The 21400-nt window shown below is 65.7% G+C and carries 20 protein-coding genes and 1 pseudogene; 10 read left to right on the top strand and 11 right to left on the bottom strand.

Annotated elements, in window-relative coordinates; all coding sequences use genetic code 11:
• Window positions 1-45: 45 nt before the first annotated feature.
• Window positions 46-237 carry a CsbD family protein gene (locus FSV73_RS13960; protein ID WP_007161448.1) on the bottom strand — a complete coding sequence of 64 codons (192 nt, stop codon included), beginning with the start codon at window positions 235-237 and terminating at the stop codon, window positions 46-48.
• Window positions 238-482: 245 nt separating this feature from the next.
• Between FSV73_RS13960 and gloA the strand changes: the two genes are divergently transcribed.
• The 3 genes from gloA (at window position 483) to FSV73_RS25800 (ending at window position 3096) form a co-directional block, all read left to right on the top strand.
• Window positions 483-1007, top strand: a complete 525-nt coding sequence (gloA, locus tag FSV73_RS13955; RefSeq protein WP_145008458.1) for a lactoylglutathione lyase — start codon at window positions 483-485, stop codon at window positions 1005-1007.
• Between the two features lie 190 nt (window positions 1008-1197).
• Entirely contained in the window at window positions 1198-2826 is a 1629-nt protein-coding gene (locus tag FSV73_RS13950) for a methyl-accepting chemotaxis protein (protein ID WP_145008457.1), read from the top strand.
• 147 nt (window positions 2827-2973) lie between these two features.
• On the top strand, window positions 2974-3096 hold the full coding sequence (locus FSV73_RS25800; RefSeq protein WP_260856084.1) for a hypothetical protein: 123 nt from the start codon (window positions 2974-2976) through the stop codon (window positions 3094-3096).
• 219 nt (window positions 3097-3315) lie between these two features.
• Here the strand turns inward: FSV73_RS25800 and FSV73_RS26160 are convergent, their stop codons facing one another.
• Both FSV73_RS26160 and FSV73_RS26155 read right to left on the bottom strand, forming a co-directional pair.
• The gene (locus tag FSV73_RS26160) at window positions 3316-4179 is read right to left on the bottom strand and encodes a methyl-accepting chemotaxis protein (protein ID WP_437179288.1); all 864 of its coding nucleotides are present in this window, start codon (window positions 4177-4179) and stop codon (window positions 3316-3318) included.
• Window positions 4174-4941: pseudogene (locus FSV73_RS26155) on the bottom strand (MCP four helix bundle domain-containing protein); the annotation flags it as partial. The pseudogene FSV73_RS26155 and the gene FSV73_RS26160, both read right to left, overlap by 6 nt.
• A 670-nt stretch (window positions 4942-5611) precedes the next feature.
• Here FSV73_RS26155 and FSV73_RS13940 point away from each other — a divergent pair.
• From FSV73_RS13940 to FSV73_RS13930, 3 genes are all read left to right on the top strand, one after another.
• Window positions 5612-6322: a carbonic anhydrase gene (locus FSV73_RS13940; protein ID WP_145008455.1), complete on the top strand. Its 711-nt coding sequence runs from the start codon at window positions 5612-5614 to the stop codon at window positions 6320-6322.
• A 211-nt stretch (window positions 6323-6533) separates the two neighbouring features.
• Complete coding sequence (locus tag FSV73_RS13935) at window positions 6534-8093, top strand: SulP family inorganic anion transporter (protein WP_145008454.1); 1560 nt, start codon at window positions 6534-6536, stop codon at window positions 8091-8093.
• Between the two features lie 417 nt (window positions 8094-8510).
• The gene (locus FSV73_RS13930; protein ID WP_145008453.1) at window positions 8511-8786 is read left to right on the top strand and encodes an HU family DNA-binding protein; all 276 of its coding nucleotides are present in this window, start codon (window positions 8511-8513) and stop codon (window positions 8784-8786) included.
• 91 nt (window positions 8787-8877) lie between these two features.
• Here FSV73_RS13930 and FSV73_RS13925 read toward each other — a convergent pair whose 3' ends face one another.
• A complete protein-coding gene (locus FSV73_RS13925) occupies window positions 8878-9045 on the bottom strand; it encodes a rubredoxin (RefSeq protein WP_145008452.1) in 168 nt (55 codons plus the stop codon).
• Window positions 9046-9210: 165 nt separating this feature from the next.
• Between FSV73_RS13925 and FSV73_RS13920 the strand changes: the two genes are divergently transcribed.
• The 3 genes from FSV73_RS13920 to FSV73_RS13910 all read left to right on the top strand — a co-directional run bounded on the left by FSV73_RS13920 (window position 9211) and on the right by FSV73_RS13910 (window position 12054).
• Window positions 9211-10359, top strand: coding sequence for an MFS transporter (locus FSV73_RS13920; RefSeq protein WP_145008686.1), 1149 nt, complete (start codon window positions 9211-9213; stop codon window positions 10357-10359).
• A gap of 97 nt (window positions 10360-10456) precedes the next feature.
• Window positions 10457-11782 carry a type II toxin-antitoxin system HipA family toxin gene (locus tag FSV73_RS13915; RefSeq protein ID WP_145008451.1) on the top strand — a complete coding sequence of 442 codons (1326 nt, stop codon included), beginning with the start codon at window positions 10457-10459 and terminating at the stop codon, window positions 11780-11782.
• On the top strand, window positions 11779-12054 hold the full coding sequence (locus FSV73_RS13910) for a helix-turn-helix transcriptional regulator (RefSeq protein ID WP_145008450.1): 276 nt from the start codon (window positions 11779-11781) through the stop codon (window positions 12052-12054). The genes FSV73_RS13915 and FSV73_RS13910 overlap by 4 nt, the downstream gene beginning before the upstream one ends.
• 52 nt (window positions 12055-12106) lie before the next feature.
• Here FSV73_RS13910 and FSV73_RS13905 read toward each other — a convergent pair whose 3' ends face one another.
• The 4 genes from FSV73_RS13905 to FSV73_RS13890 all read right to left on the bottom strand — a co-directional run bounded on the left by FSV73_RS13905 (window position 12107) and on the right by FSV73_RS13890 (window position 15455).
• Window positions 12107-12883: a MetQ/NlpA family ABC transporter substrate-binding protein gene (locus tag FSV73_RS13905; protein WP_145008449.1), complete on the bottom strand. Its 777-nt coding sequence runs from the start codon at window positions 12881-12883 to the stop codon at window positions 12107-12109.
• Window positions 12884-12954: 71 nt separating this feature from the next.
• Entirely contained in the window at window positions 12955-13734 is a 780-nt protein-coding gene (locus tag FSV73_RS13900; protein WP_222119453.1) for a MetQ/NlpA family ABC transporter substrate-binding protein, read from the bottom strand.
• A gap of 48 nt (window positions 13735-13782) precedes the next feature.
• Window positions 13783-14448, bottom strand: a complete 666-nt coding sequence (locus FSV73_RS13895) for a methionine ABC transporter permease (RefSeq protein ID WP_145008447.1) — start codon at window positions 14446-14448, stop codon at window positions 13783-13785.
• Complete coding sequence (locus FSV73_RS13890; RefSeq protein WP_145008446.1) at window positions 14448-15455, bottom strand: methionine ABC transporter ATP-binding protein; 1008 nt, start codon at window positions 15453-15455, stop codon at window positions 14448-14450. Before FSV73_RS13890 ends, FSV73_RS13895 begins: the two co-directional genes overlap by 1 nt.
• Window positions 15456-15741: 286 nt before the next feature.
• Between FSV73_RS13890 and katE the strand changes: the two genes are divergently transcribed.
• Window positions 15742-17871: a catalase HPII gene (gene katE, locus FSV73_RS13885; protein WP_145008445.1), complete on the top strand. Its 2130-nt coding sequence runs from the start codon at window positions 15742-15744 to the stop codon at window positions 17869-17871.
• Window positions 17872-18425: 554 nt separating this feature from the next.
• Here katE and FSV73_RS13880 read toward each other — a convergent pair.
• From FSV73_RS13880 to rpoZ, 3 genes are read right to left on the bottom strand one after another with little or no spacing between them, the layout of a single operon-like run.
• The gene (locus FSV73_RS13880) at window positions 18426-18806 is read right to left on the bottom strand and encodes a RidA family protein (RefSeq protein WP_145008444.1); all 381 of its coding nucleotides are present in this window, start codon (window positions 18804-18806) and stop codon (window positions 18426-18428) included.
• A gap of 59 nt (window positions 18807-18865) precedes the next feature.
• A complete protein-coding gene (spoT, locus tag FSV73_RS13875) occupies window positions 18866-21025 on the bottom strand; it encodes a bifunctional GTP diphosphokinase/guanosine-3',5'-bis pyrophosphate 3'-pyrophosphohydrolase (RefSeq protein ID WP_058760425.1) in 2160 nt (719 codons plus the stop codon).
• Between the two features lie 3 nt (window positions 21026-21028).
• Window positions 21029-21301, bottom strand: coding sequence for a DNA-directed RNA polymerase subunit omega (gene rpoZ / locus FSV73_RS13870; RefSeq protein ID WP_017639297.1), 273 nt, complete (start codon window positions 21299-21301; stop codon window positions 21029-21031).
• Window positions 21302-21400 lie beyond the last annotated feature (99 nt).

Raw genomic sequence — 21400 nt, 5'->3', positions numbered from 1 at the left:
AAAGAAAAGGCCGCCCTGGGGCGGCCTTTCCAGCGTAGCTCGGACTCAGGCGCGGTCGATGGTGTTCTTGACCGCTTCCTTGCCCTTGCCGACGTTCTTCTGCAGTTTGCCTTCGGCTTCCTGGGCACGACCCTCGCCTTTCATGCGGGAGTTGTCGGTAGCCTCGCCAACGCCTTGCTTGACCTTGCCGGCCACTTCTTTGGCGGTACCCTTGATCTTGTCGCTGGTGCTGCTCATATCAGTCTCCTGGGGATCGCACAGGCAGTGCGCTTACCAAATCCGACTGCTGCTCTAGCGCTGCGGTTTCGACCATTCGTCGCACAGCGCAGCGGCAAGGGCGAGCGAGCCGGGTTTGGGAAAGGCGACTCGAAGCCTTTAGACTTCCCGCCCTTTTTCGTGAGCGACCGCCAGCGGCGCCTCTTCCGCGGGAACGTTACGCGGGGTGGTCTCTCCAATTTCCACACCCTCACCGGAGAATCCTGATGTCGCTGAGCCAATTCGATAACCTGCCGGGCGTCACCGCCCAGCCGGACGCCGCCACCCGCGAGTTCGTCTTCAACCACACCATGCTGAGGGTCAAGGATCTCGAGGCCTCGCTGGACTTCTATACCCGCGTCCTGGGTTTCACCGTGGTCGATCATCGCGACTTCCCCGATGCCAAGTTCAGCCTGACCTTCCTCGCCCTGGTCGATCGCAACCAGGTACCGGAAGACCCGCAAGCCCTCCAGCGCTGGCGCAGGTCCACCCCTGGCATCCTCGAGCTGACCCACAACCACGGCACCGAGAACGACGCCGACTTCAGCTACCACGATGGCAACAGCGATCCGCGCGGTTTCGGCCACACCTGCGTGGCGGTCCCGGACATCCGCGCCGCCTGCGCGCGCTTCGAGCAACTGGGCGTGACCTTCCAGAAGCGCCTGACCGACGGCAGCATGAAGGAAATCGCCTTCATCAAGGACCCCGACGGCTACTGGGTCGAAGTCATCCAGTTCACCCCGCTGTCCTGATCCCGCCCCGGGCCCGACGTCCGTCGGGCCCCACTTCCCGCACAGACATCCGACGACTTCTCGGCGCGCAACGGATACCGACTGGCTCCTTGCCATCGACACTGGTTCAAGCTTTGGCGTACAGCTGGCGAAAAAGCTAGACGAAAGGCGTACCGCACCCCTGCCGTATGCCGCCATAAGGAAGCCGGCAATGCCCAGAACAACAAGAATTCGTACCGGGATGTACAGCGTGCTCAGCGTATTCGTCGCCTGCCTCCTGCTGGCGTGTGTCTATGGCTGGGTCAGCGCGCGCACCAGTGCCCAGCAGCTTCGCGAGCTGGATAGCCTGGCCATGGACCAGCTCGACAAGGTCAACAACGCCGCCACCTGGATCAGCCGGGCGAGCGCCAACTCCCATACCGCCATGCTCGATCGCGTCAATGGCGAGACCGCCAAGGCCGAGAAAGGGACGGTACTGGCGCTGGAGCGCCTGGAGATCGCCCGCACGCTGATCACCGAGATGCTGGCGGGTGCCCAGGAAGCCAAGCTACGCGGGCAGATCGAGGCCATGCTCAAGGCCTTCGACGCCTACAAGCTCATCGTCGAAAATCAGATCAAGGCCTGTCGTGCCGGCGACTTGCCGGGCTACATCCGCATCAGCGATGGCGCCAAGGATGCCAGCACCGCCTTCGCCGAGACGCGCAAGGTCTTTACCGACGAGATCAACGGACGCATCGACGCCACGCTGGCCGCCTCGGACAGCCGGGTGCTGCAGGCCGAGTTGGGCACCCTGCTGCTGGTCGGCCTGACCCTGCTGCTGGCGGTGCTCTCCGGCTGGTTCATCGCCCGCCGGGTATTGACCCCACTGCGCGAGGCTGGCGAGCACTTCGCCGCTATGAGCGAGGGCGACCTGACCCGCCACATCGAGGTGCGCAGCCAGGACGAGATCGGCCAGCTGTTCGCCGGCCTCGCCATCCTGCAGACCCGCCAGCGCGACACCCTGACCCAGCTCAACCGCACCGCCGAGCGCCTCGACGCCGCCGCCCAGGAGCTCGGCCAAGTGACCGCCGAGAGCAACCGTACCCTCAACCAGCAGCAGCAGGAGCTGGAGCAGGCCGTGACCGCGGTGACCGAGATGACCACGGCCGTGGAAGAGGTGGCGCGCAACGCGGCCTCCACCTCGGACACCGCGCGCGAATCCGATCGCCTGGCCAGCGCCAACCGCAGCCAGGTGGCCCAGGTGCTCGAGGAGCTGCAGAGCATGCAGGGCACGGTGAGGGAGAGTGAAGGCGTCATCGCCAGCCTGGCGCAGCAGGCCAACCAGATCGGCAAGGTGCTGGATGTCATCCGCGCGGTCTCGGAGCAGACCAACCTGCTGGCCCTGAACGCCGCCATCGAGGCGGCGCGGGCCGGCGATGCCGGGCGTGGCTTCGCCGTGGTGGCCGACGAGGTCCGCGGCCTCGCCCAACGCACCCGCGAGTCGACCCTGGAAATCGAGCAGATGATCGGCAACATCCAGGCCGGCACCGGCTCGGCGGTGACGGCCATCCAGCGCAGCAACAGCCTGGCCGGTACCACCTTGCAGACCACCGAGCGCACCGGCCAGAGCCTGGAGCTGATCTTCACCGCCATCGGCGACATCAACGAGCGCAACCTGGTGATCGCCAGTGCCGCCGAGGAGCAGGCCCAGGTCGCCCGCGAGGTGGATCGCAACCTGATCAACATCCGCGAGCTGGCCAGCGTCTCCAAGCGCGGCGCCGACCAGATCGAGAGTTCCAGTCGCCAACTGGCCGCGCTGACCCACGAAATCCACGGCCTGGCGGCGCGTTTCCGGGTCTGATTCCGCGGGCCCGGTGTGACGCTTTATCACACCGGGCTTTACGCACCTTTGCGCTTTCTTGACATGACGCTGTGCCGCGGCTGGGGGACAATTCCTCCGGCGGAGCCCTGTGGCTCCCGACTCCTTCCCGAGCCTGAGAGAATCGTCATGCCGACCACTCTGCGTCCCGGCGCCGGCAAGGCGCTGTCCCTGTTGCTGTCCGCGGTGCTCACACCGCTCGGCCTGCTGCTGGCGTTGACCGCGGTCCTGCAACTGCTGTCACCGAACTGAAGCCGTGCTCCGGCGGCGGCGCCCCAGGCGCCGCCGCCGTCCACCCCGCCTCTCGGCGAGGCTGCCGCACCTGGCCATGCCGCATCGAACAGGGCCTGGAGCGCCAGCCGCGCCCGAGCGGCACCCTCGCCCTGCCCTGCCACCGGGTGTAGCCGCAAGCGCGGCTATCGCCGCGCAGCCGCCTGGCCTCGTTGACGCGAGCCGGCGAGGCCCCGGCCGTTACAGGCGGAAGCGCGCCACCAGGCCATTGAGGTCGATCGCCAGCCGCGACAGCTCGGCGCTGGCCGCGCTGGACTGCTCGGCACCGGCGGCGGTCTGGATCGACAGCTCGCGAATGTTCACCAGGTTACGGTCCACTTCGCGGGCCACCTGGGCCTGCTCTTCCGCGGCGCTGGCGATCACCAGGTTGCGTTCGTTGATGCCACCGATGGCGCCGTGGATACGCTCCAGGGCACTGCCGGCACCCCGCGCCACCTCCAGGGTAGATTGGGCGCGTTCGGTGCTGCTGCGCATGGCCGCCACGGCCTGGCCGGTGCCCTGCTGGATGGTGCCGATGGAGGTCTCGATCTCGCGGGTCGATTCCTGGGTGCGATGGGCCAGCGCGCGCACCTCGTCGGCCACCACGGCGAAGCCGCGACCGGCCTCGCCAGCCCGCGCGGCCTCGATGGCGGCATTGAGCGCCAGCAGGTTGGTCTGCTCGGCCACGCTGCGGATCACGTCCAGCACCTTGCCGATGTCGTTGACCTGCATCGCCAGGTCGCCCACCAGGGTGGCGCCGTGCTGGACGTCATCGCTCATGGCGGCGATGGCGCCCACGGTTTCCTGGACCAGATCGCGACCGTCCCGGGCGGTGCCGGCGGACTCCTGGGAGGCCTGGGAGGTGTTGACGGCATTGCGCGCCACCTCGTCCACCGCCGACGACATCTGGGTCACCGCCGTGGCGGCCTGTTCGATCTCGGCGTTCTGGCGTTGCAGGCCGCGACTGGATTCATCGGTCACCGCATTGAGTTCTTCCGCCGCCGAGGCGAGCTGGGTGGCCGAGCCGAGGATGCCCTGCAGCGTCAGGCGCAGCTGACCCTGCATGGTCTTCATGGCCTGCAGCAGCCGGGCGGCCTCGTCGCGGCCTTCGACGTGGATGTCCTCGGTGAGGTCGCCGGTGGCGATCACCTCGGCCGCCTGCACCGCCCGGGCGATGGGCTGGGTGATGCTGCGGATCAGCAGCCAGGCGAAGACCAGCGTCAGCAGCGCCGTGGCGGCCAGCAGCAGCACCAGCCACTGGATGGCATGGCGATAGTCCTGGGCCGACAGGTCGTTGGCGGCGGCGGTCTGCTGGTCGACCAGATCGGTGAGCTCGCGCAGCACGGCGTTCACCGCGTCGGAGTTGGCCAGCAGGTCTTCGTTGAGCAGCTGCCGCAGCGGTTCCAGCTGGTTGGCGGCGGAGAAGGCCAGCATGCGCTGCTGCAGGCCATCGTACTGGGTGATCAGCTGCCCATAGCGGCCGTAGGCGGTACGCTCTTCCGGGGCCTGGATCAGGGCTTCGTAGCGCTGCTGGGCGGCGCGCATCTGGCCGTTGCGTTGCTGGAACAGCGCCTGGGTCTTGGCGATGATCTCCGGCTCGCGGTTGAGCAGGAGGCGATAGGAGAGCACCCGCAGGCGCAGGGTCAGGGCGGTCAGCTCGTCGAGGGCGGCGACGCGGGGCATGGCGCGGTCCTCGATGGCGAGGCCCGAGGCGCGGATGTCGTTCATCTTGACCAGGGCGGTGCCGCCCAGCAGGAGCAGCAACAGGCCGATGAAGGCGAAACCGAGCGTGGCGCGGTGGGCGATGGAGAGATTGCGAAGGGACATGGAGAGTTTCCGTTGAGCCTGGAAAGCTCCCCCTATCGACCAGCGGGCGCCGATCCTGAGGCCGCATATCGGCGCATTTTTGGTCGGCGTGCGGCGCCGCCATCGAGCAAAAGCCGCAAACCCCTGTCCTATAGCCCATTGGAGCTATTGAAAGGCAGGCGAAAGCTTTGCGCTGCGGCACTGTGCCGCAGCGCACAGACCGCAGCGAAAGGCGGGAGATAGCCGGCAATGTCCGCCAGCGGCATTGCGTTCACATTTTCGAACATCTCTCGCAAGCCCCTGATCGCCAAGGAAATCCTTTCAGGTATCGCAATTCACGTTTTTTTCACGGCGAACGGCGCGAACCGGCAGCGAACTGCCGGGTTCGTGCCGATAAAAGTGCTAAATTCTTTGATCGTGTAGCGATAATGGCGGGATGATCTCAGTATAAGTTTGAAATATCTTCTCCATTGTCGGTCACGAGAGATTCTTTCAGCGTGGATTAAGGTTGTTTCCACCAAGCTGCCACACGGGGTGCCAGGACGCCGCCCGATTACGCGATGGATCGCCCGACAACGAAGCGACCCGCGTCCGTAGAAGACCGGAGCGTATCGAAGCGATACCTGGGGGCGTCTAGCCACTAACCAGCGCTTGCGCTGCCATTGCGTACTTGAGAAGAGGTCAGAAACAGATGAGCGATAACCCGGATACCACCTTCGGCGCACCCGACGAGGCCCTCCTGCAGCTGGTCGATGGTTTCAAGCGTTTCCGCCAAGATGTCTTTCCCGAACAGGAAGCGCTGTTCAAGAAGCTCGCCAGTGCGCAGTCGCCCAAGGCCATGTTCATCACCTGCGCCGACTCGCGGATCGTGCCCGAGCTGATCACCCAGAGTTCACCGGGCGATCTGTTCGTCACCCGTAACGTCGGCAACGTGGTACCGCCCTACGGCCAGATGAACGGCGGCGTTTCCACCGCCATCGAATATGCGGTCGTGGCCCTGGGCGTGAAGCACATCATCATCTGTGGCCACTCCGATTGCGGCGCCATGAAGGCGGTCCTCAATCCCGATCCGCTGGAAAAGATGCCGACGGTGAAGGTCTGGCTGCGCCATGCCGAGGTCGCCCGTACCGTGGTCGAGGACCACGGCCATTGCGATTGCGGCCACGGCGGCACCCTGGGCTTCCTGACCGAGGAAAACGTCGTCGCCCAGCTGGTCCACCTGCGTACCCATCCGTCCGTGGCCTCGCGCCTGGCCAGCGGCCAGCTGCAGATCCACGGCTGGGTCTATTCCATCGAGACCAGCGAGATCAAGGCGTACGACGCCCAGCAGGAACGCTTCCTGCCGCTGGACGGCGAGAACATGCCGGTCGCCACCCCGCGTCCGCGCCTGCAGCCGGCCTGATCCGCCGCTGCCGTCCGACCTGCGGACGGCAGTTCGCCGCCGGGTCCAGCGACCCGGCGGCCCATAACAGCGCACCGCGCAGGGCGTACCCAGCTGGGGCTCCATCGGGGCCGCCCATCTTTTCGATCGCTGCCTGAAACCGGCCGGTGTCATATGACGTGATATGACGCCTAGGCACCGCTTCATCCCGAGTCGCTGGAGGACTAGGACCATGCTTGCCAATCAACAGACCCCGGGGCGCAGCCTGTCGCGCGATGCCCTGGCCTCACTCGTGGTATTTCTGGTCGCCCTGCCGCTGTGCATGGGCATCGCCATCGCGTCCGGCATGCCACCGGCCAAGGGCATCATCACTGGCATCATCGGCGGCCTGGTGGTCGGCTTCCTCGCTGGCTCGCCGCTACAGGTCAGCGGCCCGGCCGCCGGCCTGGTGGTGCTGGTGTTCGACCTGATCAACCGCCACGGCATCGAGGCCCTGGGCCCGGTGCTGCTGCTCGCCGGCCTGCTGCAACTCATCGCCGGCTTCACCCGCCTGGGTGCCTGGTTCCGGGTCACCTCGCCCGCGGTGGTCTACGGCATGCTGGCCGGGATCGGCATCCTCATCGTGCTCTCCCAGTTGCACGTGATGCTCGACGCCAAGCCCGCCGCGTCGGGGCTGTCCAACCTGCTGGCCTTCCCCGGTGCCGCCCTGCACGCCGCCAGCCAGAGCGACGGCAGCGGCACGGGTGCCCAGGCGGCGCTGATCGGCCTGCTGACCATCGCCAGCATGTGGCTGTGGGAGAAATTCCGTCCGCCGGCCCTGCGCTTCCTCCCCGGCGCCCTGATCGGCGTGACCCTGGCGACCCTGGCCAGCCTCTGGCTGGCGCTCGACATCCGCCGCGTGGAGGTGCCCAACAACCTGGCCGACGCCATCGACTGGGTGACCTTCGCCGACCTCGGCATGCTGGCCAACGCCGAACTGGTGGTGGCCGCCCTGGCCCTGGCCTTCATCGCCAGCGCCGAGACCCTGCTCTCCGCCGCCGCAGTGGACCGCATGCACAACGGACCGCGCTCGCACTTCGACCGCGAACTGGGCGCCCAGGGCGTGGGTAACCTGCTGTGCGGCGCCGTGGGCGCCCTGCCGATGACCGGCGTCATCGTGCGCAGCTCGGCCAACGTCCAGGCCGGCGCGACCAGTCGCGCCTCCACCATCTTCCACGGCCTCTGGCTACTGGCCTTCGTCGCCGCCCTGCCCTTCGTGCTCAAGCTGGTGCCGGTGGCGAGCCTGGCGGGGGTGCTGGTGTTCACCGGCGTCAAGCTGGCCGATCCCAAGTCGCTGTCCGGCCTCAAGCGCTATGGCCGCTCCCCCATGATCATCTATGCCCTGACCGCGCTGATGATCGTCGCCACCGACCTGCTGACCGGGGTGCTGGTGGGCTTCGGGCTGTCGATCGCCTTCCTGGCGATCAAGGCGGCGCAACTCAGGATCAACCTCACCTACCGCGAGGACGATCCGCACCAGGCCGAACTGCGCCTGGTGGGCGCCGCCACCTTCCTGCGCGTGCCCCAGCTGACCAAGGTACTGGAGCAGGTCAAGCCCGGTACCACGCTCCACGTGCCGCTGGATCGGGTTTCCTACATCGATCATGCCTGCATGGAGCTGCTGGAGGACTGGGGTCGGACCCAGGCCAGCAATGGCATGCGCCTGGTGATCGAACCCAAGGCCCTGGAGCGCCGCCTGGAAGGCCAGGCGCCGGCCGGCCAGCCGGTGATGCCGGTCCAGGCCCCCGCCTGACCCCCGCCACCGGAGCGCCCAGGCGGCGCTCCGGTGGTCTGACCTCTTCCTCCCGGATCCACGCCTGGGATCCCCGCCAGCGCCACCCACGTCGGGTCACCGACAGGCGCCCGCTAGAGCCGCTGGCTGCCCCTCCACCCACGCCAAACCGCCCATCACGCCGCGGACAAAACTGTCCACTGGCGACGAGCAAAATGCCGGGCAGTCGGCGAAGTTGGCGTCAGTCATCCTACGAACCGCTAATAGTCTGCTAATTAACTTTCGCTTGCCTCAGCTTTGCCTTATAACGGCATCTGGTTCGACTTTTGTCGCACCAACGCTATTTGTGTCGGGCCACCCTCTAGCTCGGGGGAATCGCTTTGCCAGGAAAGCCATGCGAGGCCCGCACCGCTAAAAATGACTCCAAGAGAGGTAGCTATGCGCAAGCCTGAACTGGCGAATGTGATCGCTGAAAAAGTCGGACTTCCTAAGGAACAAGCCAACGTCGTGCTCAACACGCTGCTGGACGAGATCGCGAATGCGCTGCACCGCAAGGACAGTGTGACGCTGGTCGGCTTCGGTACCTTCCTGCCGCGTCACCGCGGTGCCCGCATGGGAAAGAATCCCCAGACCGGCGAACCGGTCAAGATTCGTGCGAGCAACACGGTGGCATTCAAGCCAGGCAAGGCCCTGAAGGACAGCATCGAAGGCTGAGGATCACGCGGCAGGGATGGCCGCTGCAGCCAGAAGGCATCGCTCCGGCGATGCCTTTTTTTTGCCACCCGGGAGCGGCGGCACAGGAGGATCAGGCGATCTCGATCATCTCGAAGTCGGCCTTGCCCACGCCGCAATCCGGGCACAGCCAATCCTCGGGTACATCTTCCCAGCGCGTTCCCGGGGCGATGCCGTCATCCGGCCAGCCCAAGGCTTCGTCATAGATATAGCCGCACACGATGCACTGCCATTTCCGCATGTTCTTATGTCTCTCAACCGGCTTAAGGTAGCGCGCACGCTACGCGAAAGCCCGGCAAAGGCCAACCGCACGTCCCTGCCATCCGGCAGCCGGCGCTCCGGCGTCAAGCGCTCATGACCGGTTTCCTCAGGTAAGCTCCACACTATGAATGCCTCGTCCTCGCCCATGCCCTGGGCCACCTATTTCGCCGTCCTGGGCAGTGTGATCAGCGTGGGCCTGGCCATCGGCCTGTCGATGCCGCTGGTTTCCCTGCGCCTGGAGAGCTGGGGCTACGGCAGCTTCGCCATCGGCGCCATGGCAGCCTCACCGGCGCTCGGCATCCTCACCGGCGCCAGCCTGGCCGGACGCCTGGCCGCGCGCGTCGGCACCCCGCGGCTGATGCAGCTGTGCCTGGTGAGCGGCGCCGCCTCCCTGATCCTGCTCTCGCTGCTGCCGAGCTACGCGCTCTGGCTGATCCTGCGCCTGGCCCTCGGCGCCATCCTCACCCTGGTCTTCGTGCTCGGCGAAAGCTGGATGAACCAGGTCATCGCCGATCGCTGGCGCGGCCGCCTGGTGGCCCTCTATGGCAGCAGCTACGCCCTCAGCCAACTGGCCGGCCCGCTACTGCTGGGGGTGCTGGGTACCAAAGGCGACCAGGGCTTCTGGCTGGGCGCCCTGCTCATGCTCGGCGGCGCCTGCCTGTTGCTCGGCCGCCAGGGCGCCCCCGCGGCCGGTGGCCACGGCGCGGCCTGGCGCGCCCTGCTCGACTTCTGCCGCGGCGCACCGGCCATCGCCTGGGCGGTGGCGCTGTTCGCCTGCTTCGAGGCGATGATCCTCACCCTGCTGCCGGTCTATGCCCTGAACCAGGGCTTCGGCCAGCAGCTGGCGCTGTACATGGTCAGCGCCGTGGTGGTGGGCGACGCCCTGTTGCAGCTGCCCCTGGGCCTGCTCGCCGATCGCCTCTCGCGCCAGGGCCTGTTCCTCGGCTGCGCCCTGGGCCTGCTGGCGGTCAGCCTGGCCCTGCCGCCGCTGCTGCATACGCTCGGCGTCTGGCCCTTGCTGGTGCTGTTCGGCGCCACCGCCGGCGGCCTGTTCACCCTGGCCTTGATCCTGGTGGGCGAGCGCTACCGTGATGCCGAGCTGGTCGGCGCCAATGCCTGCATCGCCCAGCTCTGGGGCCTCGGCTGCCTGGTCGGCCCCCTGGTCACCGGCGCCGCCAGCCAGTGGCTCACCGGCCACGCCCTGCCACTGCTGATGGCAGCGGGCGCCGGGGTGCTGCTGGTAATCATCGGGCGCCGGGGGAGTGTGCCGGCGGGGGCGGAATCGGCAATTTAATGCCTCAAAAGCTTTTTTGACTAAACATTTCGGCACTCTATTGCCGACCAGAGTCAAAGAGCGATACTTTTCAGCATTATATTGCCGGAGTACTGTCATGAGTGATCTGGTGGTCCAGACCTACTTAGCTGGTCGCTGGCACGACGCCTTGCGCCTAGCCTTCGACGATCCCGGGCAAGGACCTCAACAAGGCCACTGCACCTTCAGCTATCTGTCCGCCTACTTGAGCGATCACCTCGATCAAATAGGCAAGCCGACGGCGGCTGCGGTCAGCGCTAATCTCCCTTTGAGCTGGGAAGTTGACCGCGCTCCCCACTGGCCTGCCTTTATCCATGACATCCTGCCCGCCGGTGCAGCGCGCCGTTTTCTGCTCCCCAGGCTTGGGTTGAGCCCAGAAGCGGCAGCGCAACCCGACTTCCAGTTGCTGTCCCGCTGCACGCCGGCCCCCATCGGCCATCTACGGATTCGTGAATCGCTACCTGAACTCTCGAACGCACCTTTGCTGGGTTTTACCCGCGAACAGGTCGTCGCCCGTGACCAGGGTTTTCTGGAGTTCGCCTATGAACAGGGTGCCGCCGTTGGCGGTGCAACCGGTGCGGGAGGAGACGCGCCCAAGCTGCTGCTCGCCGAAGACGAACAAGGCCTGCTCTATCCAGACGCCACCCTGCCCGATGATCTGACTTGCCGGCATTGGCTGGTCAAATTTCCGCGAAACAGGGGCAGCCACACCGACCAGGACATCCTGCGCAGCGAGCATAGCTACTATCAGGCCCTGAATACGCTCGGCCTGGAGACCGTTTCCAAAGACGGACTCGCCCTGGAGGAAGGTCGACGCCCAAGCCTGTGGCTGCCGCGCTTCGACCGCCGCAGGAGCTCGAAGGGCATAGAACGCCTGGCCGTCGAGTCCCTCTATTCGCTGACCCACACCCTGTTGCCCGGCAGCTATCTGAATCATCTCGATGCCATCCGCGCTTTGATAAGGGTTTGGCGCGCGGCTGATCAGGACCAAGAGATTCAGGCGCTGCTGGATACTTATCTGCAGCGTGACCTGCTCAATCAACTGCTGGGCAACAGTGACAATCACGGCCGCAATACCGCCATCTTGCGTGATGAGCACGGCGTACGCCTGGCCCCCGCTTACGATCTCGCCCCCATGGTCATGGACGAACAGGGCATCACCCGGACCACCAAGTGGCCGGCACCCGTTGAGCAGGGCGGGACTGTCGACTGGCATGCGGCCTGTCGGTTGCTGGCCGAGTGGGACGATCCCGAGCGGTTGTGGGATGCGCTCAAAAAGAGTGCTGACCAGCTTCGCGCGCTACCGGACCTGCTGCAGCCCGTGCTGCCGCAGGCCACTTGGGAACATCCGCGAATTCCGCTGCGGCGCCTGGATAGCTATCTGCGCGAGGCGGGACTGCTATGAGCCTGGACGATCAAGCGCTGCGGCAACGTGCGCTGGATGATATCCGCGAGGGATTACAGACCGGACGCCTGAGCCTGGGCGCCGGTGTCCGGCAGTTGCGTCGCGAGATTACCGGCCTGACCCAGGCCGATTTCGCCCGCATGGCCCGTATCTCGCTGCGCACCCTGAGGCAACTGGAGCAGGACGAAGGCAATCCCACCCTGGCAACGCTACAGGCGGTCCTGCGCCCCTTTGGCCTGGGCATGGGGGTCGTCTCCTCGAAGCATCGCTGACCCCATGAAAAACGCCGGCCCTGGGCCGGCGTTTTTCATCAGTGCGCAGCGATCAGAACGCCGGTACCACGGCGCCCTGGTACTTCTGCTCGATGAATTGCTTCACCGCCGGGGTGTTCAGTGCCTTGGCCAGCTTCTGCACGGCGTCGCTGTCCTTGTTGTCCGGGCGGGCGACCAGGATGTTGGCGTAGGGCGATTCCTTGCCTTCCAGCAGCAGGGCGTCCTGGGTCGGGTTGAGCTTGGCTTCCAGGGCGTAGTTGGTGTTGATCAGCGCCAGGTCGACCTGGTTGAGCACGCGCGGCAGGGTCGCGGCTTCCAGTTCCTTGAACTTCAGGTGCTTGGGGTTCTCGGCGATGTCCTTGGGCGTGGCGAGGATGTTGGCGCTGTCCTTGAGCTTGATCAGCCCGGCCTTTTCCAGCAGCAGCAGCGCACGGCCGCCGTTGGTGGCGTCGCTGGGGATGGCCACGACGGCGCCGTCGCGGACTTCGGCGAGCTGCTTGATCTTCTGCGAATAGATGCCGAAGGGCTCGACATGCACCTGGGCGACGGTCACCAGGTCGGTACCGCGGCTCTTGTTGAATTCGTCCAGGTAGGGCTGGTGCTGGAAGAAGTTGGCGTCCAGGCGCTTCTGGGCCACCTGTAGGTTGGGCTGCACGTAGTCGGTGAAGACCTTGATCTGCAGGTCCACCCCTTCCTTGGCCAGCTGGGGTTTGACGAATTCGAGGATCTCGGCATGGGGCACCGGAGTGGCGGCGACGCTGAGGGTCTCGGCGGCGTGGGCGGTGAGGCCGGCGGCCAGCAGGGCGGCGGTGGCGAGCAACTTCTTCATGGCAGTTTCCTAAGGCGGGGTGGAACCGCCGGCGCCTCTGCGGGCGCCGGTGGCAGGTGGAGCGGCGGCGATCAGAAGGCGGGAACGACGGCGCCCTGGTACTTCTTCTCGATGAATTGCTTCACCTCGGGGGTGGTCAGGGCCTTGGCCAGCTTCTGGATGGCCGGGTCGTTGGCCTTGTCGGCGCGGGTGTAGAGCAGGTTGGCGTAGGGCGACTCGCCGCTCTCGATGAAGAGGGCGTCCTTGGTCGGCACCAGCTTGGCTTCCAGGGCGTAGTTGGCGTTGATCAGCGCCAGGTCGACCTGGTTCAGCACGCGCGGCAGGGTCGCGGCTTCCAGTTCCTTGAACTTCAGGTGCTTGGGATTCTCGACGACGTCACGCGGGGTGGCGGTGACGTTGCTCGGATCCTTGAGGGTGATCAGGCCCTGCTTGGCGATCAGCAGCAGCGCGCGACCGGAGTTGCTCGGGTCGTTGGGGATGGCCACGGTGGCGCCGTCCTTGAGGTCCTTGATGTCCTTGATCTTCTGCGAATAGGCACCGAAGGGCTCGACGTGCACCGCCACCACCGGCACCTGGTCGCTGCTCGGATTGCTCTTCTTGTAGCTGGCGTAGTACGGCTTGGTCTGGAAGTAGTTGGCATCCACCTGCTTCTGATCGGTCTGCCGATCGGGCTGGATGTAGTCGGTGAAGACCTTGATCTTCAGGTCCACCCCTTCCTTGGCCAGCTGCGGCTTGATGAACTCCAGGATCTCCGCGTGGGGAACCGGATTGACCGCGACGGTCAGGGTCTCGGCCTGGGCAGCGGTGGCAACACCTAGGCCGAAGGCCAGGGACAGCAGGGTACGTTTCAGCGACATCTGGATTTTCCTTGTGTAAATCTCGAGGGGATGAAGCCTGGATCAGCGACGACTGAAATGGGCGACGAGGCGATCGCCGACCATCTGCAGTACCTGGACCAGCACCAGCAGCAAGAGCACCGTGACCACCATGACGTCGGTCTGGAAGCGCTGGTAGCCGAAACGGATGGCCAGATCGCCCAGGCCACCGCCACCGATCACCCCGGCCATGGCGGTGTAGGACACCAGGGCGATGGCGGTGACGGTGGTGGCCGCGATCAGCCCGGGCAGGGCCTCGGGCAACAGGGTGCGGGTGACGATCTGCCAGAGACTGGCGCCCATGGCCTGGGTCGCCTCGATGATGCCGCGGTCGACCTCGCGCAGGGCGGTCTCCACCAGCCGGGCGAAGAAGGGCGCGGCGCCCACCACCAGCGGCGGGATGGCGCCCTCGACACCCAGGGAGGTGCCGATCAGCCAGACCGTGATGGGTATCATCAGGATCAGCAGGATGATGAAGGGCACCGAGCGCAGCACGTTGACCACGAAGGAGAGGATGCCGTAGACCAGCGGCTGCTCCAGCAGCTGGCGGCGGCTGGTGAGGAACAGCAGCACGCCCAGCGGCAGGCCGAGGATCAGGGTGAAGAGCATGGACCAGCCGAGCATGGACAGGGTGTCCTGGGTCGCTTGCCAGATCTCGGCCCAATCGATGTTGGTGAAGAGTTCGTCCATCAGCGCAGGACCTCCACGGTGACGTCGGCGGCCTGGAAGCGGGCCAGGGCGGCGTCCAGGTCACCGCCCACCAGGGCGATGGTGAGCTGGCCGTAGGGCTCGTCCCGGATGCGGTCGATGCGACCGCCGAGAATGCTGTAGTCCACACCGGTCTCCCGGGCGACATGGCCCAGCAGCGGTGCATAGGTGGCTTCGCCGCGGAAGGTCAGGCGCAGGATGCGGCCTTCGACGTGGGCATAGGCATCGGCCAGGTCGGCTTCGTCCTGGTGCTCAGCCTCGAAGACGAAGCGGCGGGTGGTGGGGTGCTGCGGGTGCAGGAAGACATCGGCGACGGTGCCCTGCTCCACCACGGCGCCGCCGTCGAGCACGGCGACGCGGTCGCAGACGCGGCGGATCACGTCCATCTCGTGGGTGATCAGTACGATGGTCAGGCCCAGTTCGCGATTGAGTTCGGCGAGCAGTTGCAGCACCTGGGCGGTGGTCTGGGGGTCGAGGGCGCTGGTGGCCTCGTCGCAGAGCAGGATCTTCGGCTCGGTGGCCAGGGCGCGGGCGATGCCGACGCGCTGCTTCTGGCCGCCGGAGAGTTGCGCCGGGTACTTGCGCGCCTGGTCGGAGAGGCCGACCCGCGCCAGCAGCTCCTCGACGCGCTGGGCGATCTGCGCCCGCGAACGCCCGCCGGCCAGTTCCAGCGGCAGGGCCACGTTGGCCGCCACGGTCTTGGACGAGAGCAGGTTGAAATGCTGGAAGATCATGCCGATGCGGCGGCGAAAATCCCGCAGCTCGGTCGAGCCCAGGGTGGTGACCTCGGCGCCATCGACCTGCAGGCGCCCGCCACTGGGCGCTTCGAGCCGGTTGATCAGGCGCAGCAGGGTGCTCTTGCCGGCGCCGGAATGGCCGATCAGGCCGAAGATCTCGCCGGCTTCGATCCTCAGGTCGACCGGCTGGAGCGCCGCGACCTCGCGACCGCGCGTGCGGTACGTCTTGTGGACAGCTTGGAATTCGATCAATGGAAGAACCTTGTGGGCATCGTCAGACAACGGGAGGGTGATCCCGGCGCGCAGTTTAACGTGCGCGCTTATATCTGCTTAGCACTTGTTATCGGATGCTCAGCCAATAAAGGCATATGGCCACTGACCAGGACGACGTCGACGGCCGGCAGAACAGCCCGTCGCTTCGCCTCAGCCCAACGGAACACCGGCGCGCACGGTTGAGTCACTACAGGACTGCCTGAATTCGCCCCACATTCCGTAGGGGACGCAAGAGCGCCCTCCAGGCGCCTGATGAGGACTTTCCATGGCTACGCCCCCCAAGAGTGAACTCGCCGGTACCGACACCCCAGATCGCCAGAACACCTCGAAGAAAATCGAGCAACTGGAACAATTCCGCTCCGATGCCACCGGCCAGGCGCTGCGCACCAACCACGGCGTGAAGATCGCCGACAACCAGAATTCCCTGCGCGCCGGTACCCGCGGACCGTCCCTGCTCGAAGACTTCATCATGCGGGAGAAGATCACCCACTTCGACCACGAGCGGATCCCGGAGCGGATCGTCCATGCCCGTGGTACCGGGGCCTACGGCTACTTCCAGCCCTACCAGGACTGGTCCGACCTGACCAAGGCCGCCCTCTTCCGCGACCCCAATCACCAGACCCCGGTGTTCGTGCGCTTCTCCACCGTGCAGGGCCCGCGCGGCTCCGGTGACAGCGTGCGCGACGTGCGCGGCTTCGCCATCAAGTTCTACACCGAGGAAGGCAACTGGGACATGGTCGGCAACAACATGCCGGTCTTCTTCATTCAGGACGCCATCAAGTTCCCGGACTTCGTCCATGCGGTGAAGCCCGAGCCGCACAACGAGATCCCCACCGGCGGCAGCGCCCACGACACCTTCTGGGACTTCGTCTCCCTGGTGCCCGAGTCGGCGCACATGGTGCTCTGGACCATGACCGACCGCGCCATCCCGGTGAACCTGCGCAGCATGCAGGGCTTCGGCATCCACACCTTCCGCATGATCAACACCGCCGGCAAGGGCGTCTTCGTCAAGATCCACCTCAAGCCCGCCGGCGGCGTGCGCTCCCTGGTGTGGGACGAAGCCCAGAAGCTGGCCGGCAAGGACACCGACGCCCACCGTCGCGACCTCTGGGAAGCCATCGAGGCGGGTGACTATCCCGAGTGGGAATTCGGCGTGCAGATCATTCCCGAGGAAGACGAGCACAAGTTCGACTGGGACATCCTCGACGCCACCAAGATCATCCCCGAGGAGCTGGTACCCATCACCCCCTTGGGCAAGCTGGTGCTCAACCGCAACCCGGACAACTACTTCGCCGAGACCGAGCAGGTGGCCTTCTGCCCGGGCCACGTCGTGCCCGGCATCGACTTCAGCAACGACCCGCTGCTGCAGGGTCGGCTGTTCTCCTACACCGACACCCAGATCAGCCGTCTCGGTGGCCCGAACTTCCACGAGCTGCCGGTCAACCGGCCGGTGGTGCCGAACCACAATGGCCAGCGCGACGCCAAGTACCGCATGACCATCGACAAGGGTCGCGCCTCCTACGAGCCCAACTCCATCGATGGCGGCTGGCCCAAGGAGACGCCGCCAGCACCCCAGGACGGCGGCTTCGAGAGCTACTACGAGCGCATCGACGGCCACAAGGTGCGCGAGCGCAGCGAGACCTTCGGCGACCACTTCTCCCAGGCCACGCTGTTCTACAACAGCCTGTCGGCAGCCGAGCAGGCCCACGTCGCCGATGCCTACAGCTTCGAGCTGGGCAAGGTCGAGCGGATGTGGATTCGCGAGCGCCAGGTCAACGAGATCCTCGCCAACATCGACCTGGAGCTGGCGCAGAAGGTGGCCAAGAAGGTCGGCGTGACCCCGCCCACCGCGCCTACCGTGCAGCCGCGCAAGGTGTCCATCGACAAGTCGCCGGCGCTGAGCCAGCTCAACCTGCTGTCCGGCAACATCAAGGGCTTCAAGGTGGCTGTGCTGGTGGGTGACGGCGTCATCGCCAGCGAAGTGGACGCCATCAAGCAGGCGCTCAAGGCCGAAGGCGCCCATGTGAAGGTGCTCGGCCCCACCGCCGGCCCGGTCAAGGCCGCCGACGGCAGCGAAGTGGCCGTGGACGGTTCGGCCGAAGGCATGCCTTCGGTGGCGCTGGACGCCGTTTATGTCCCGGGCGGCGCCGAGAGCGTCAAGGCCATGCTCGACGACGGCGTGATCAAGCACTACCTGCTGGAAGCCTACAAGCACCTTAAGGCCATCGCCCTCACCGGCGAAGCCGAGCAGCTGCTCAAGGCCGTCTACCTGAGCCCCGACGAGGCGCTGCTTACCGGCGGTGACTTCAAGGCGGTCCAGCAGGACTTCTTCGCCGCCATCGCCAAGCACCGTTGCTGGGCGCGAATGCCGAAGATTAAGTCCATCCCGGCCTAAGCAGGCAGGCATGAAAAAGCCGACCGTCGCGAGACGGTCGGCTTTTTTCTTTTGGAGCCATCGTAGTCCTCCGATGCGGCCGTGATGACTCCGTAGGTTGGGCTGAGACGGCTTCATCGTCGAAGCCCAACAACGCGAAGCTGACAGGGTGCCCTGTCGTTGGGCTTCGCTGCGCTCAGCCCAACCTACGATGCAACCGTGATGACCCCGTAGGTTGGGCTGAAACGGCTTCATCGTCGAAGCCCAACAGGCCGAGCCATCAGCGCGCTCTGTTGTTGGGCTTCGCTGCGCTCAACCCAACCTACGATGCAACCGTGATGACCCCGTAGGTTGGGCTAAGACGGCTTCATCGTCGAAGCCCAACAGGCCGAGCCAGTCAGTGCGCTCTGTTGTTGGGCTTCGCTGCGCTCAGCCCAACCTACGATGCAACCGTGATGACCCCGTAGGTTGGGTTGAGACGGTTCCATCGTCGAAGCCCAACAGGCCGAGCCATCAGTGCACTCTGTTGTTGGGCTTCGCTGCGCTCAACCCAACCTACGGGTGCTGTGTCAGAGTCAACCCAGCACCAGAACCCCGTCCATTTCCACCTGCGCGCCCTTGGGCAGCGCGGCCACACCGATGGCGGCGCGTGCGGGATAGGGCTGCTGGAAATAGCGCCCCATGATCTCGTTGACGGTGGCGAAGTGCGCCAGGTCGATGAGGAAGATGTTCAGCTTGACGATGTCGGCCAGCGAACCGCCCGCGGCTTCGGCGACGGACTTGAGGTTTTCGAAGACCTGGACCACTTGGGCCTCGAAGCCGTCCACCAGCTCCATGCTGGTCGGGTTGAGCGGGATCTGCCCGGAGAGATAGACGGTGTCACCGACCTTGATCGCCTGGGAATAGGTGCCGATGGCGGCCGGCGCCTTGTCGGTGTGGATCACTTGCTTGCTCATGGGTCGCTCCTGTGCGGGAAAGGCCCGATTCTGCAAGCCGGTGGCGACACCCTGCAACCTCAGCTGCGAACCCGAGTGATACCAGCCACGCCCTTGAGCGTCCGCAGCTTCTTGATCACCCGCGCCAGATGGACCCGGTCGCGCACGCTGACCACCAGCTGGACCACGCTGACCCGCCCATCGCGCTCGTTCATGCCGATCTTCTCGACGTTGGCGTCCACCGCGGTGACGTTGTTGGCCAGCATGGCGATCAGGCCGCGCTGGTGCTCCAGCTGGACGCGCAACTCGACGCTGAATTCGCCGGTGACGTCCTTGGCCCAGTTGAGCACGATGCATTTTTCGCTGTTGTGGCGGAATTCAGCGATGTTCCGGCAGTTTTCCAGGTGGATCACCATGCCCTTGCCCGCCGACAGGTGGCCGACGATGGGATCGCCCGGGATCGGCGTACAGCACTTGGCGTAGCTGATCACCAGGCCCTCGGTCCCGCGGATCGCCAGCGGGCCCTGGGGGGTGGTGCTGGCCTGGGGTTCCAGTGGTTCTTCCTGCTCGCTGCCGGACACCAGACGCCGCGCCACCACGTAGGCCATGCGATTGCCCAGGCCGATCTCCTCGAGCAGGTCTTCCAGCACCACGCCCTTGTATTCGCCGAGCACCGAGAGGATGCGCATCGGCGAGATCTTCGACAGCTGGGTGCCGAAGCCGGACAGCGCCTTGTTCAGCAGCCGCTCGCCGAGACTGATGGACTCGGAGCGACGCTGCTGCTTGAGCGCGTGGCGGATGTTGGTGCGCGCCTTGCCGGTGACCACGAAGTTGAGCCAGGCCGGATTGGGCCGGGCGCCGGGGGCGGTGACGATCTCCACCGTCTCGCCGCTGCCCAGCGGTTGCGACAGCGGCGCCAGGCGGCGGTTGATGCGGCAGGCGATGCAGCTATTGCCGACGTCGGTGTGCACCGCGTAGGCGAAGTCCACGGCCGTGGAGCCCTTGGGCAGCTCCATGATGCGGCCCTTGGGGGTGAAGACGTAGACCTCGTCGGGGAAGAGGTCGATCTTCACGTTCTCGATGAATTCCAGGGAATTGCCCGCGCGCTGCTGCAACTCGAGGATGCCCTTCACCCACTGGCGGGCACGCAGGTGGCTGGCGCGCGGCTCGTCGCCGCCGGCCTTGTACAGGCCATGGGCGGCGATGCCGTTGTTGGCCATCTCTTCCATCTCGCGGGTGCGGATCTGGATCTCGATGGGCACGCCGTGCATGCCGAACAGGGTGGTGTGCAGGGACTGGTAGCCGTTGGCCTTGGGGATGGCGATGTAGTCCTTGAAGCGCCCCGGGAACGGCTTGTAGAGATTGTGCACCGCGCCGAGCACCCGGTAGCAGGTGTCGACCTTGTCGACGATGATGCGGAAGCCGTAGACGTCCATGATCTCGTTGAACGACTTCCGCTTGCCGCGCATCTTCTGGTAGATGCTGTGCAGGTGCTTCTCGCGGCCGACCACTTCGCCATCGAGGCCGTCGCGGGCCAGGCAGTTGGCCAGGGATTCCTGGATCTTGCCGAGGATCTCGCGGCGATTGCCGCGCGCGGTCTTGACCGCCCGCTGGATGCGTTCGGCGCGCATCGGGTGCATGGCGCGGAAACCCAGGTCCTCGAATTCCACGTAGAAATCGTGCATGCCCAGCCGGTTGGCGATGGGCGCGTAGATTTCCAGGGTTTCCTTGGCGATGCGCCGGCTCTTGTCCGGCGGCATGGCGTCCAGGGTGCGCATGTTGTGCAGCCGGTCGGCCAGCTTGACCAGGATGACGCGGATGTCCTTGGACATCGCCATGGTCATCTTCTGGAAGTTCTCCGCCTGGGCCTCGGCCTTGGTCTCGAACTTCATCTGGGTCAGCTTGCTGACCCCGTCCACCAGCTCCGCCACCGTCTCGCCAAACTGGCCGGCGAGGGCCTCCTTGGCGATGCCGGTGTCCTCGATCACGTCGTGCAGCATGGCCGCCATCAGGCTCTGATGGTCCATGTGCATGTCGGCGAGGATGTTGGCCACGGCCAACGGATGGGTGACGTAGGGCTCGCCGCTGCGGCGGCGCTGCCCATCGTGAGCCTGCTCGGCGTAGTAGTAGGCCCGCCTGACCAGATTGACTTGGTCGGGGGTCAGATAGTCCGCCAGACGCTCGGCCAGCAAATCGATGCCGGTCGGGCGGACGTCACCATACGCAGGCTCGGCGGCCATGGCTTAGAGGGCCTCGCCGTCCGCTTCGTCATTGACTTCGAAAGCGGCGAACAGCGGCTCTTCCTCGACGATGTCATCCAGACGGATGACTTCCTCGTCGACCAGGCCTTCAGCGATTTCGCGCAGGGCGACGACGGTGGGCTTGTCGTTGTCCCACGGTACCTTGGGCTCCTTGCCGCCGGTGGCCAGCTGGCGCGAGCGCTTGGTGGCGAGCATGACCAGCTCGAATCGGTTGTCTACGTTGTCCAGGCAGTCTTCGACAGTAACGCGGGCCATGGTCTTCCTCGTGGCGATGATGATCCCGGGAACGGGGGACCAGATAGTATAAAAATTCGCCAGTGGCAAGGGAAGAGGCGGTGGTCGGGGCGCCGGCGG

This window comes from Pseudomonas oryzihabitans (assembly GCF_007665395.1).
Lineage (GTDB): Bacteria > Pseudomonadota > Gammaproteobacteria > Pseudomonadales > Pseudomonadaceae > Chryseomonas > Chryseomonas psychrotolerans_C.
The sequence above is the reverse complement of the archived record's forward strand: the minus strand, read 5'-3'. Positions and strand labels throughout refer to the sequence as shown.

What these genes read in the sequence shown, in the direction of transcription:
- FSV73_RS13960 (WP_007161448.1), bottom strand. Translation starts at nt 237, where the DNA reads ATGAGCAGCACCAGCGACAAGATCAAGGGTACCGCCAAAGAAGTGGCC.
- gloA (WP_145008458.1), top strand. Translation starts at nt 483, where the DNA reads ATGTCGCTGAGCCAATTCGATAACCTGCCGGGCGTCACCGCCCAGCCG.
- FSV73_RS13950 (WP_145008457.1), top strand. Translation starts at nt 1,198, where the DNA reads ATGCCCAGAACAACAAGAATTCGTACCGGGATGTACAGCGTGCTCAGC.
- FSV73_RS25800 (WP_260856084.1), top strand. Translation starts at nt 2,974, where the DNA reads ATGCCGACCACTCTGCGTCCCGGCGCCGGCAAGGCGCTGTCCCTGTTG.
- FSV73_RS26160 (WP_437179288.1), bottom strand. Translation starts at nt 4,179, where the DNA reads ATGCAGGGTCAGCTGCGCCTGACGCTGCAGGGCATCCTCGGCTCGGCC.
- FSV73_RS13940 (WP_145008455.1), top strand. Translation starts at nt 5,612, where the DNA reads ATGAGCGATAACCCGGATACCACCTTCGGCGCACCCGACGAGGCCCTC.
- FSV73_RS13935 (WP_145008454.1), top strand. Translation starts at nt 6,534, where the DNA reads ATGCTTGCCAATCAACAGACCCCGGGGCGCAGCCTGTCGCGCGATGCC.
- FSV73_RS13930 (WP_145008453.1), top strand. Translation starts at nt 8,511, where the DNA reads ATGCGCAAGCCTGAACTGGCGAATGTGATCGCTGAAAAAGTCGGACTT.
- FSV73_RS13925 (WP_145008452.1), bottom strand. Translation starts at nt 9,045, where the DNA reads ATGCGGAAATGGCAGTGCATCGTGTGCGGCTATATCTATGACGAAGCC.
- FSV73_RS13920 (WP_145008686.1), top strand. Translation starts at nt 9,211, where the DNA reads ATGCCCTGGGCCACCTATTTCGCCGTCCTGGGCAGTGTGATCAGCGTG.
- FSV73_RS13915 (WP_145008451.1), top strand. Translation starts at nt 10,457, where the DNA reads ATGAGTGATCTGGTGGTCCAGACCTACTTAGCTGGTCGCTGGCACGAC.
- FSV73_RS13910 (WP_145008450.1), top strand. Translation starts at nt 11,779, where the DNA reads ATGAGCCTGGACGATCAAGCGCTGCGGCAACGTGCGCTGGATGATATC.
- FSV73_RS13905 (WP_145008449.1), bottom strand. Translation starts at nt 12,883, where the DNA reads ATGAAGAAGTTGCTCGCCACCGCCGCCCTGCTGGCCGCCGGCCTCACC.
- FSV73_RS13895 (WP_145008447.1), bottom strand. Translation starts at nt 14,448, where the DNA reads ATGGACGAACTCTTCACCAACATCGATTGGGCCGAGATCTGGCAAGCG.
- katE (WP_145008445.1), top strand. Translation starts at nt 15,742, where the DNA reads ATGGCTACGCCCCCCAAGAGTGAACTCGCCGGTACCGACACCCCAGAT.
- FSV73_RS13880 (WP_145008444.1), bottom strand. Translation starts at nt 18,806, where the DNA reads ATGAGCAAGCAAGTGATCCACACCGACAAGGCGCCGGCCGCCATCGGC.
- spoT (WP_058760425.1), bottom strand. Translation starts at nt 21,025, where the DNA reads ATGGCCGCCGAGCCTGCGTATGGTGACGTCCGCCCGACCGGCATCGAT.
- rpoZ (WP_017639297.1), bottom strand. Translation starts at nt 21,301, where the DNA reads ATGGCCCGCGTTACTGTCGAAGACTGCCTGGACAACGTAGACAACCGA.